The organism is Bartonella sp. ML69XJBT, from assembly GCF_028618515.1.
In the GTDB taxonomy this organism is placed as follows: domain Bacteria; phylum Pseudomonadota; class Alphaproteobacteria; order Rhizobiales; family Rhizobiaceae; genus Bartonella.
Window position 1 is genome coordinate 53,520 of record NZ_JAQITB010000011.1, and the last position, 10,090, is coordinate 63,609.

At 43.2% G+C, this 10,090-nt stretch carries 21 protein-coding genes and 1 pseudogene; all 22 read right to left on the reverse strand.

What is annotated here, in order from left to right; all coding sequences use genetic code 11:
* Positions 1 to 127 precede the first annotated feature (127 nt).
* Positions 128 to 595: a 50S ribosomal protein L15 gene (gene rplO / locus PVV68_RS05210; protein WP_273720866.1), complete on the reverse strand. Its 468-nt coding sequence runs from the start codon at positions 593 to 595 to the stop codon at positions 128 to 130.
* A 20-nt stretch (positions 596 to 615) separates the two neighbouring features.
* Positions 616 to 822: a 50S ribosomal protein L30 gene (gene rpmD, locus PVV68_RS05215; RefSeq protein WP_208441836.1), complete on the reverse strand. Its 207-nt coding sequence runs from the start codon at positions 820 to 822 to the stop codon at positions 616 to 618.
* 32 nt (positions 823 to 854) lie between these two features.
* Positions 855 to 1,403 carry a 30S ribosomal protein S5 gene (rpsE, locus tag PVV68_RS05220; RefSeq protein ID WP_273720865.1) on the reverse strand — a complete coding sequence of 183 codons (549 nt, stop codon included), beginning with the start codon at positions 1,401 to 1,403 and terminating at the stop codon, positions 855 to 857.
* Between the two features lie 114 nt (positions 1,404 to 1,517).
* Complete coding sequence (rplR, locus tag PVV68_RS05225) at positions 1,518 to 1,880, reverse strand: 50S ribosomal protein L18 (RefSeq protein WP_273720864.1); 363 nt, start codon at positions 1,878 to 1,880, stop codon at positions 1,518 to 1,520.
* A 12-nt stretch (positions 1,881 to 1,892) separates the two neighbouring features.
* Positions 1,893 to 2,426, reverse strand: a complete 534-nt coding sequence (gene rplF / locus PVV68_RS05230; RefSeq protein ID WP_273720863.1) for a 50S ribosomal protein L6 — start codon at positions 2,424 to 2,426, stop codon at positions 1,893 to 1,895.
* A 39-nt stretch (positions 2,427 to 2,465) separates the two neighbouring features.
* Positions 2,466 to 2,864 carry a 30S ribosomal protein S8 gene (rpsH, locus tag PVV68_RS05235; protein ID WP_273720862.1) on the reverse strand — a complete coding sequence of 133 codons (399 nt, stop codon included), beginning with the start codon at positions 2,862 to 2,864 and terminating at the stop codon, positions 2,466 to 2,468.
* Positions 2,865 to 2,878: 14 nt separating this feature from the next.
* Positions 2,879 to 3,184 carry a 30S ribosomal protein S14 gene (rpsN, locus tag PVV68_RS05240; protein WP_273720861.1) on the reverse strand — a complete coding sequence of 102 codons (306 nt, stop codon included), beginning with the start codon at positions 3,182 to 3,184 and terminating at the stop codon, positions 2,879 to 2,881.
* 24 nt (positions 3,185 to 3,208) lie between these two features.
* Positions 3,209 to 3,766: a 50S ribosomal protein L5 gene (gene rplE, locus PVV68_RS05245; RefSeq protein WP_273720860.1), complete on the reverse strand. Its 558-nt coding sequence runs from the start codon at positions 3,764 to 3,766 to the stop codon at positions 3,209 to 3,211.
* A complete protein-coding gene (rplX, locus tag PVV68_RS05250; protein ID WP_273720859.1) occupies positions 3,759 to 4,073 on the reverse strand; it encodes a 50S ribosomal protein L24 in 315 nt (104 codons plus the stop codon). Before rplX ends, rplE begins: the two co-directional genes overlap by 8 nt.
* 12 nt (positions 4,074 to 4,085) lie before the next feature.
* Positions 4,086 to 4,454, reverse strand: a complete 369-nt coding sequence (gene rplN / locus PVV68_RS05255; protein ID WP_004855715.1) for a 50S ribosomal protein L14 — start codon at positions 4,452 to 4,454, stop codon at positions 4,086 to 4,088.
* 145 nt (positions 4,455 to 4,599) lie between these two features.
* Positions 4,600 to 4,839, reverse strand: coding sequence for a 30S ribosomal protein S17 (gene rpsQ / locus PVV68_RS05260; RefSeq protein WP_273720858.1), 240 nt, complete (start codon positions 4,837 to 4,839; stop codon positions 4,600 to 4,602).
* Positions 4,840 to 4,850: 11 nt separating this feature from the next.
* A complete protein-coding gene (rpmC, locus tag PVV68_RS05265; protein WP_273720857.1) occupies positions 4,851 to 5,051 on the reverse strand; it encodes a 50S ribosomal protein L29 in 201 nt (66 codons plus the stop codon).
* A 12-nt stretch (positions 5,052 to 5,063) separates the two neighbouring features.
* Positions 5,064 to 5,477 (reverse strand): 50S ribosomal protein L16, encoded by a 414-nt coding sequence (gene rplP, locus PVV68_RS05270; protein ID WP_208441846.1) that lies wholly within the window; start codon positions 5,475 to 5,477, stop codon positions 5,064 to 5,066.
* Between the two features lie 36 nt (positions 5,478 to 5,513).
* The gene (gene rpsC, locus PVV68_RS05275; RefSeq protein ID WP_208441847.1) at positions 5,514 to 6,224 is read right to left on the reverse strand and encodes a 30S ribosomal protein S3; all 711 of its coding nucleotides are present in this window, start codon (positions 6,222 to 6,224) and stop codon (positions 5,514 to 5,516) included.
* Complete coding sequence (gene rplV, locus PVV68_RS05280; protein ID WP_273720856.1) at positions 6,224 to 6,613, reverse strand: 50S ribosomal protein L22; 390 nt, start codon at positions 6,611 to 6,613, stop codon at positions 6,224 to 6,226. Before rplV ends, rpsC begins: the two co-directional genes overlap by 1 nt.
* Positions 6,614 to 6,616: 3 nt before the next feature.
* Positions 6,617 to 6,895: a 30S ribosomal protein S19 gene (gene rpsS, locus PVV68_RS05285; protein ID WP_004855734.1), complete on the reverse strand. Its 279-nt coding sequence runs from the start codon at positions 6,893 to 6,895 to the stop codon at positions 6,617 to 6,619.
* A gap of 15 nt (positions 6,896 to 6,910) precedes the next feature.
* On the reverse strand, positions 6,911 to 7,744 hold the full coding sequence (gene rplB / locus PVV68_RS05290) for a 50S ribosomal protein L2 (protein ID WP_273720855.1): 834 nt from the start codon (positions 7,742 to 7,744) through the stop codon (positions 6,911 to 6,913).
* Positions 7,745 to 7,765: 21 nt separating this feature from the next.
* Positions 7,766 to 8,059, reverse strand: a complete 294-nt coding sequence (locus PVV68_RS05295) for a 50S ribosomal protein L23 (RefSeq protein WP_273720854.1) — start codon at positions 8,057 to 8,059, stop codon at positions 7,766 to 7,768.
* Positions 8,056 to 8,676 (reverse strand): 50S ribosomal protein L4, encoded by a 621-nt coding sequence (gene rplD, locus PVV68_RS05300; RefSeq protein WP_273720853.1) that lies wholly within the window; start codon positions 8,674 to 8,676, stop codon positions 8,056 to 8,058. The genes PVV68_RS05295 and rplD overlap by 4 nt, the downstream gene beginning before the upstream one ends.
* Positions 8,676 to 9,416, reverse strand: coding sequence for a 50S ribosomal protein L3 (rplC, locus tag PVV68_RS05305; RefSeq protein ID WP_273720852.1), 741 nt, complete (start codon positions 9,414 to 9,416; stop codon positions 8,676 to 8,678). The genes rplD and rplC overlap by 1 nt, the downstream gene beginning before the upstream one ends.
* A gap of 27 nt (positions 9,417 to 9,443) precedes the next feature.
* Positions 9,444 to 9,752: a 30S ribosomal protein S10 gene (gene rpsJ, locus PVV68_RS05310; protein ID WP_273720851.1), complete on the reverse strand. Its 309-nt coding sequence runs from the start codon at positions 9,750 to 9,752 to the stop codon at positions 9,444 to 9,446.
* A gap of 65 nt (positions 9,753 to 9,817) precedes the next feature.
* Positions 9,818 to 10,090 (reverse strand): annotated as a pseudogene (gene tuf, locus PVV68_RS05315) (elongation factor Tu); the annotation flags it as partial.

A 10,090-nucleotide genomic window follows, 5' to 3' on the forward strand; every position in this document is an offset into this window, starting at 1 on the left:
AATCACAGAAGCATAACTCTAAAAACTCATATCGTTATACACAAATAAATGCAAAACTTAAATAACCCTCCACCGAAGATATCCTTAAATGAATCCCCCCCTTAGAATTATCATTTATATCCCCAAATTAACGGACAGACTCAGGAAAAACAACCTGACCACCTACTTTTTCAACTTTAACACAAGCCGCTTTAGAAGCACCAGAAACGTGAACGACAATCTTAGCTTTTAACTCACCACCAGAAAGAAGACGCACTCCATCCTTCACACGACGAATAATACCAGCCTCTCTCAGAGCAATAATATCAATAGGCTTTTCAGTATTCAACCTACCCGCATCAACCGCTAACTGAATACGCCCCAGCGAAACTTCATTATAAGTTTTGGAAAAAAAATTCCTAAATCCACGCTTTGGTAAACGGCGATAAATAGGCATTTGCCCACCTTCAAAACCATTAAGCGAAACACCAGAACGCGATCTTTGTCCTTTCACACCACGACCACTAGTTTTACCAATACCAGAACCAATACCACGCCCAACACGTTTACGATTTCTTGTTGCGCCTTCACGATCACGTAGTTCATTGAGTTTCATATTTCATACTCCCGCAACCATTAACCTTCATCTACAATACGAACAAGATGGCGAACCTTAGCGATCATACCCCGTACACAAAGCGTATCTTCTAAAACACGACGCCGCCGCATTTTATTTAATCCAAGCCCTTTCAAGGTTGCACGCTGAATCTGTGAATTCCGAATTGGACTTCCAATTTGTTCTACCGTCACAGTTTTACCACTCTGAGATTTTTTCTGAACCATTTCCTAATTCCTCTTCTGATAATCTCAGAAAACTATCCTTCTGCATCAACTAAATGCCGACGACGTGCTTGCAAAGTTGAATATTTAATGCCACGTTGAGCTGCAATATCCCTAGGATGCATCTGACGTTTTAACGCATCAAACGTTGCACGAACCATGTTATAAGGATTAGATGAACCCAGTGACTTTGCCACAACATCCTGCATACCAAGAGTTTCAAAAATCGCACGCATTGGCCCACCTGCAATAATACCGGTACCAGCAGAAGCAGAACGTAATAAAACACGACCAGCCCCATGACGACCTTCAAGATCATGATGCAATGTACGCCCAGAGCGAAGCGGGACATAAATCATTCCCCGCTTTGCAGCTTCTGTAGCTTTACGAACGGCTTCTGGCACTTCACGTGCTTTACCATGACCAAAGCCTACACGCCCTTTCTGATCTCCAACAACAACAAGAGCAGCAAAACCAAAACGCCGACCACCCTTTACAACTTTAGCGACACGATTGATATGAACAAGTCTATCGATAAATTCATTCTCACGTTCATCGCGCTCACCACGTTCTTTCTGTGCCATTCCTCATTCCTTTTTCTTTTCCGGAAGCACGTTAACAAAGTTCCATCACAAAACGAGAGGAACTCACACGAAACACCCTAAAACTTTCTCACCATAACCTTCAAACAAAACACCTCAAAAGCTCAAACCACCCTCACGTGCTGCCTCAGCCAAAGCTTTTACTCTACCATGGTAAACATAGGACCCACGATCAAAAACCACCTCATGAACACCAGCTTTCTTTGCTCGTTCAGCAATTAACTTACCAACAGCAAAAGCTGCTTCTTTATCAGCACCACTTTTCAATGATTTCTTTAAATCATTATCAAGGGTAGAAGCCGAAACAAGCGTGCACCCACGCAAATCATCGATAATTTGAACATAGATATTCTGATTTGAACGGTAAACACTAAGCCGTGGACGATCGCTAGAAACCATTTTTATTCTACGACGAACACGCTGCGCACGACGCTGGATAATATCCTTAGATGACGCCATAATACAAAATCCTTACTTCTTTTTACCTTCTTTACGGAAGATACGCTCATCTGCATGCTTAACACCTTTACCTTTATAAGGCTCAGGTCTACGATACTCACGAATTTCGGCTGCAACTTGCCCAACTTGCTGTTTATCAATTCCAGAAACAACAATTTCTGTAGGCTTAGGAACCGTTACAGTAACACCCGACGGTACTTTATAAACCACATCATGTGAAAAGCCTAATGATAATTGAACATCCTTACCCTGCAAAGCAGCACGATAACCAACACCATTGATTTCCAATCTCTTTTCAAAACCGTCCTTCACACCACAAAAAATATTCTCGATCATTGAACGCGACATCCCCCATTTAGAACGCGCATCCTTTGACTGATCCCGTGGGGAAACCGATATAACATTATCCTCAAGTTTCACTAAGACTTCATCATTCACGACGTAACTCAGTTCACCTTTCGGACCTTTTGCTTTAACTAGCTGGCCTTCAACAGTTGCGGTAACTCCAGAAGGAATTGAAATGGGCTTTTTTCCAATACGAGACATTGTTCTAACCTACTTTTTTTCTGTTTTCTTGGACATAACTTAGAAAACACGACAAAGGAGCTCTCCACCGACATTCTGTTCACGTGCCTCATGATCAGCCATCACCCCCTTAGGAGTTGATAAAATAGAAATACCAAGACCATTTGCCACTTGAGGAAGCGACTTAGCAGAAACATATACACGACGACCAGGTTTTGAAACACGTGAAATCTCACGAATGGCCGCTAAGCCATCAAAATATTTCAATTCGATCTCAATTTCAGATTTTCCATCACTTGAGTCGATCTGATTATATCCGCGAATATAGCCTTCCGACTGAAGAACATCGAGAACACGTGCACGAAGCTTGGAAGCAGGCGTAACAACTTTGCCCTTTTTACGACCAAGTGCATTACGAATGCGCGTTAACATATCACCAAGAGGATCCGACATAGACATTCAACAATCTCCTCTCACCAACTAGATTTAACAATGCCAGGAATATGCCCGATAGAACCAAGTTCTCGCAATGCAATCCGCGACATTTTTAATTTACGATAATAAGCTCGCGGACGCCCTGAAACCTCACAGCGATTACGAACACGAACTTTTGCAGAATTACGTGGCAATCCTGCCAATTGAACAGAAGCCTTAAAACGCTCTTCAAGAGAAATCTTCTGATCCATAACAATTGCTTTCAAACGCGCACGACGTGCAGCATAACGCTTTACCATCACCTCACGACGTTTATTTTTCTCAACGGCACTTACTTTGGCCATAATCTTACCTCGCTACATTTGCCGTTACGAACGAAAAGGAAAATTAAAAGCACGCAGCAATTCACGCGCCTCATCGTCCGTTTTCGCTGTCGTACAAACGATAATATCCATACCCCAAATTTGATCAACTTTATCATAGTTGATTTCTGGAAACACAATGTGCTCTTTAATACCCATAGCAAAATTACCACGTCCATCAAAGCTTTTTGGATTTAAACCACGAAAGTCACGAACTCGCGGAAGCGCAATCGTAACAAGACGATCTAAAAACTCAAACATACGATCTTTACGCAATGTAACTTTAGCCCCAAGTGGCATACCTTCACGAACCTTAAAGGTCGCAATAGAATTACGCGCACGAGTAACAACAGCCTTTTGACCCGTTATGAGCCCTAAATCCTCAGCAGCAAGAGATGGTTTCTTGGAATCAGCAGTAGCCTCACCAATCCCCATATTAATTACAATTTTATCAACCCGCGGAATTTGCATCGCATTTTTGTAATGAAACTTCTCTTGAAGCGCTTTACGAACCACTTCAAAATAATGAGCCTTCATGCGCGGTGTTTGTTTTTCTTCAGCCATTAATCAACTCTCCCGAACGCTTGGCAAAACGAACCTTATTACCATCTGCATTCATACGAAAACCTACACGTGTAGGCTTACCATCCTTAGGATCAGCAATTGCCAAATTAGATAGATGAATCGGAGCTTCTTTAGAAATAATTCCTGCCTCTTGCTTTTGTGTCTGTCGTTGGTGACGTTTAATCATATTAACACCACGAACAAAAGCTTTATTCTCCTTAGGATTCACCTTAATGACTTCACCACTACATCCTTTATCCTTACCGGATAAAACAACAACTTTATCACCTTTTCGAATCTTCTGCATAATATTCACTCCTTATAACACTTCAGGAGCGAGCGAGATGATCTTCATATGATTCCTACCACGAAGTTCGCGGGGAACTGGTCCAAAGATACGTGTACCGATCGGCTCTTTTTTATTATCCACTAAAACAGCAGCATTACTATCAAAACGAATGACACTACCGTCTGCGCGACGAATATCCTTAGCAGTGCGAACCACCACAGCTTTCATCACATCACCTTTTTTAACACGGCCACGAGGAATAGCATCCTTGACCGAAACAACAATAATGTCACCGACCGAAGCATATTTCCGCTTTGAACCGCCTAACACCTTGATGCACATGACACGACGAGCACCGGAATTATCGGCAACGTCGAGGTTTGTTTGCATCTGAATCATGACTGGCCACCTTCTCTTAACATTTATATCCGGTCGTGTTTTAACACATCCGGATTTGCCTGCCAAATAACGATAAAGTTATTGCCTTAAATCCACCAATGGAAACCAAACCACTGTTAAACTTTAAAACAATGAACTCAACTCACTACGCTACATTCCCTTTAACAACAATCCAACGTTTATCTTTCGAAATTGGTCTAGATTCCTGAATAGAAATTTGATCCCCAATCTTAAACTGGTTGTCTTCGTCATGCGCCTTATATTTTTTAGACTGCCGAACGGTCTTTTTGAGAAGTGGATGAGAATAACGACGCTCCACTTTCACAACCACAGTCTTATCACTTTTGTCACTAACGACAACACCCTGCAAAATGCGTTTAGGCATCTCTGATTTCCTTAAACCTTACTTTCGTTTATCTTCTGACGAAGAAAAGTCTTAACACGCGCAATATTACGGCGAACCTGTCTAACGCGTGCAGTCTTTTCCAATTGACCTGTTGCTTTTTGAAAGCGCAAATTAAACTGCTCTTTCTTTAACTTAGCCAATTCGTCTTTCATTTGGTCGAGCGTTTGCGCCCGTAGTTCTGTGGCTCTCATCGCTTAACCTCTTTATTCAGCAATACGCTGGATGAAACGCGTTTTAATAGGCAACTTTGCAGCACCAAGTCTTAGTGCTTCACGTGCCACATCTTCAGGAATCCCATCAAGCTCAAACATGACACGCCCAGGCGCAACACGCACAGCCCAATAATCTACACTTCCCTTACCCTTACCCATACGAACTTCTGTAGGCTTAGACGTAACTGGAAGATCCGGAAAAATACGAATCCACACACGACCAGAACGCTTCATATAACGTGTAATCGCACGACGCGCCGCTTCAATTTGGCGCGCAGTAATCCGCTCTGGCTCAACCGCCTTCAAACCGTAAGCACCGAAATTCAAATCCGTACCACCCTTCGAAACACCGTGAATACGGCCTTTGAACTGTTTACGGAACTTTGTGCGCTTTGGCTGCAACATTGTTCTTTACTCCAAATTCTAGTTCAATCACAAAAACTAAGCATTCTCGCGGCGACGATTCGATGAAGAACCAGAGTGATCAGCTTCCGTAGCACGACGCTCCGAAGCCATTGGATCATGCTCAAGAATTTCACCTTTAAAGACCCAAACTTTAACACCACAAATACCATAAGCGGTCTTAGCTTCTGCTGTACCGTAATCAACATCAGAACGCAAGGTGTGAAGTGGAACACGCCCTTCACGATACCATTCCATACGAGCAATTTCAGCACCACCAAGGCGACCCGAACAATTGATACGAATCCCTTCTGCTCCAAGACGCATAGCTGATTGAACCGCACGTTTCATTGCGCGCCGAAAAGCAACACGGCGTTCTAACTGCTGAGCAATCGATTGCGCAATAATTGTAGCATCAGTTTCCGGTTTACGAATCTCCACAATATTTAATGAAGTCTCAGCATTTGTCATCTCTGAAAGCTTACGACGAAGCTTCTCGATATCAGCACCTTTTTTACCAATAATGAGCCCAGGACGAGCCGAATGAATCGTTACACGACACTTCTTATGGGGACGCTCAATAACAACCTTAGAAATAGCAGCTTGCTTCAACTCTTCCAACACATATAAACGGATCTTCAAATCCTCATGGAGAAGACGACCATATTCACCACTATCAGCATACCAACGGGAATCCCAAGTCCTATTAACTCCAAGACGAAGTCCTATTGGATTGATCTTCTGACCCATTATGCGGCCTCCACTTTCTCGGTAACTTCACGAACAATAATAGTAAGATGTGAAAACGGACGTTCAATCCGACTAGCACGCCCCCGACCGCGAACATGAAAACGCTTCATCACTATCGACTTACCGACATAAGCTTCCGCAACAATGAGCGAATCAATATCAAGATCATGGTTATTTTCTGCATTTGCAATCGCTGATTCAAGAGTTTTTTTCACAGTTCCAGCAATACGTTTACGTGAAAATGTCAAATCAGCCAGTGCTACATTAACTCTTTTACCACGAATCATCGCAGCAACCAAATTAAGCTTTTGCGGACTAACACGAATTGTCCGAGTAACAGCTTTTGCTTCATTTTCTTTAAGCTGGCGTGGAACCTTAACTTTTCCCATCACCTATTTCCTCTTCGCTTTCTTATCTGCACCATGCCCATAATAAGTCCGGGTGGGAGCGAATTCACCAAACTTATGCCCAACCATCTCTTCAGAAACAGAAACAGGAATATGCTTATTGCCGTTGTAAACACCAAAAGTTAAACCAACAAATTGTGGTAAAATAGTAGAGCGACGGCTCCATATTTTAATAACTTCATTACGTCCACTCGCACGAACCTTTTCTGCTTTTCCAAGAAGATAGCCGTCAACAAACGGACCTTTCCAAACTGAACGAACCACTTCAGACTACCTTTCTCATTTCTTGCGCTGATGACGCGTACGCATAATAAACTTATCGGTGGACTTATTGGAGCGCGTACGCTTACCCTTTGTAGGCTTACCCCAAGGAGACACCGGATGACGCCCCCCTGATGTACGTCCTTCACCACCACCATGTGGATGATCAACGGGGTTCATAGCAACACCACGAACATGAGGACGTTTACCACGCCAACGTGACCGACCTGCCTTGCCATCATTAATATTCCCATGATAAGGATTAGAAACAGCACCAACGGTCGCAAAACAACTGCTAGATACCAAACGCTGTTCTCCAGAATTAAGACGAAGAATAGCCATTCCTTGATCTCGCCCAACAAGCTGCGCATAGGTTCCTGCTGAACGTGCGATCTGACCACCTTTCCCCGGTTTCATCTCAACATTATGAATAATTGTCCCCACTGGCATATTACCAAGCGGCATAGCATTACCCGGCTTAACATCAACATTTGAACCAGCAATAATAGAATCACCAACACCAAGACGCTGTGGCGCAAGGATATAACTTAACTGCCCATCTTCATAGCGAATAAGCGCAATAAAAGCTGTGCGATTTGGATCATACTCTAAGCGCTCAACTTTAGCAGAAATATCGCGTTTAAGACGCTTAAAATCAACAAACCGATAGCTACGCTTATGTCCACCACCCTGAAAACGAGCCGTAACACGACCACGATTATTACGACCACCTTTTGAAGATAAACCTTCAGTTAGCGTTTTTACAGACTTACCCTTATAAAGACAAGAACGATCTACAATAACAAGTTGACGCTGCCCGGGCGTAGTTGGATTAAACTGCTTAAGTGCCATTATCTTTATCTCCGAGCCTCTTTAAAGACCTGTCGAAACGTCGATAGACTGACCACTCGCCAGTGTCACGATCGCTTTCTTGACATCACTCTGCCGACCAACAATGCCTTTAAAACGCTTCACTTTACCCTTACGGACCATCGTGTTAACTGCTTTCACTTTTACGTTAAAAAGTGCTTCAACAGCAGCTTTAATTTCAGGCTTTGTCGCCTTCGGCGCGACATTAAAAGCAACTTGATTATATTCAGAAATCATAGTCGACTTTTCAGTAATAACTGGACTAACAATTATATCATAATGGCGAAGATCTGTCATTTAAAACGCTCCTCAAGAGCCTCGACAGCTGCTTTTGATAAAACAAGTTTGCTGCGACGCAAAATATCATAAACATTAATTCCCTGAATTGGTAAAATATCAATATTAGGAATATTAGATGCCGCCCGAGAAAATTGAACATCAATCTCTTTACCGCCAATTAAAAGGGCATTATCAAACCCAAGCTTGGAAAAACGAGAAACAAGCATCTTGGTTTTAGCATCTTTAACACTCATCTCATCAACAACAATTAAATCTTTTGCTTTTAATTTTGCTGAAAGAGCAAGCCGCAATCCGAGCGCACGAATTTTTTTAGGAAGATCATGCGCATGACTACGAACCACCGGACCATGCGCTTTACCACCACCACGAAACTGCGGCGCACGAGCCGAAGAGTGCCGAGCACGTCCAGTTCCTTTTTGTTTAAACATCTTTGCCCCCGTTCGTGACACATCAGAGCGCCCCTGCGCTTGATGAGTCCCCTGTTGGCGACGCGCAAGCTGCCAACGAACAACACGCTGCAAAATATCTTCGCGTGGAACAAGACCAAAAATAGCATCAGAAACTTTTAACTTACCAGCTTCATCCCCATCAAGGGTTTTTATTACAAGATCCATTATTCGGCTCCCTCAACTTTAGAGGTTTCCACCACCGGAGTAACCATTTCCGTTTTCTCCTTCGCAAGACGACGAATACCAGCAGGCTTTGGTACATTATCAGGAAGAGATCTCTTTACAGCATCTCGAACCAAAATCCAAGCACCTTTACAGCCAGAAACAGCGCCACGCACTAAAATCAAACCACGCTCAATATCTGTAGAAACAACCTCTATATTCTGCGTTGTTACACGGACCTGACCCATGTGGCCAGCCATTTTTTTACCTTTAAACACTTTACCAGGATCCTGACACTGTCCTGTTGAACCATGTGCACGATGCGTAATTGAGTTACCATGCGAAGCACGATGCCCACCAAAATTATGACGTTTCATAACACCAGCAAAGCCTTTACCAATACTCGTACCTGTCACATCAACTCTTTGCCCTGGAACAAAATGCTCCACGGTAATCTCAGTACCGACCTCAAGAAGATTATCGGGGCTCACACGAAATTCCGCTATTTTAGCTTTTGGCTCAACAGAAGCCTTAGCAAAATGCCCACGAAGAGCCCGCGAAGTATTTTTCACCTTAGCAAAGCCCACACCTAATTGAACAGCAGTATAACCATTCTTCTCAATTGTACGCTGAGCTACAACTTGACAATTTTCCAAACGAAGCACTGTTACCGGCACATGTTCACCAGCTTCATTATAAATACGGGTCATGCCCAGCTTCTGTGCTATTACACCTGAACGCATCGGGTCTGTTCCTTCTGTCCTCAAACCTCAGAGCTTAATCTCTACATCCACACCAGCAGAAAGATCGAGCTTCATAAGAGCATCTACTGTTTGCGGGGTTGGATCAACAATATCAAGAAGACGCTTATGTGTACGCATTTCAAATTGCTCACGGCTCTTCTTATCGATGTGCGGTCCACGATTGACCGTAAACTTCTCAATCCGCGTTGGAAGCGGGATAGGACCACGGACATGCGCACCAGTACGCTTAGCAGTCGACACAATTTCACGTGTCGATGCATCAAGAATTCTGTGATCAAATGCTTTCAAGCGAATGCGGATATTTTGACTGTTCATGCTCTTTTATTTCCCTGTCACGTAAAACGCCTTTAACAATAAAGGCGTTTTTCAATAACCATTACTTACTCAATGATCTTAGAAACGATACCGGCACCAACAGTACGACCACCTTCACGAATAGCAAAGCGAAGTTTCTCTTCCATAGCAATAGGAACAATCAATGAAACATCCATCGCAACATTATCACCTGGCATAACCATCTCCGTACCTTCTGGTAGCGTCACAATCCCTGTAACATCGGTGGTGCGGAAATAAAACTGAGGACGATAATTCGTAAAAAAGGGAGTATGACGACCACCTTCATCCTTTGTTAAAATGTAGGCCTCTGCTTTAAA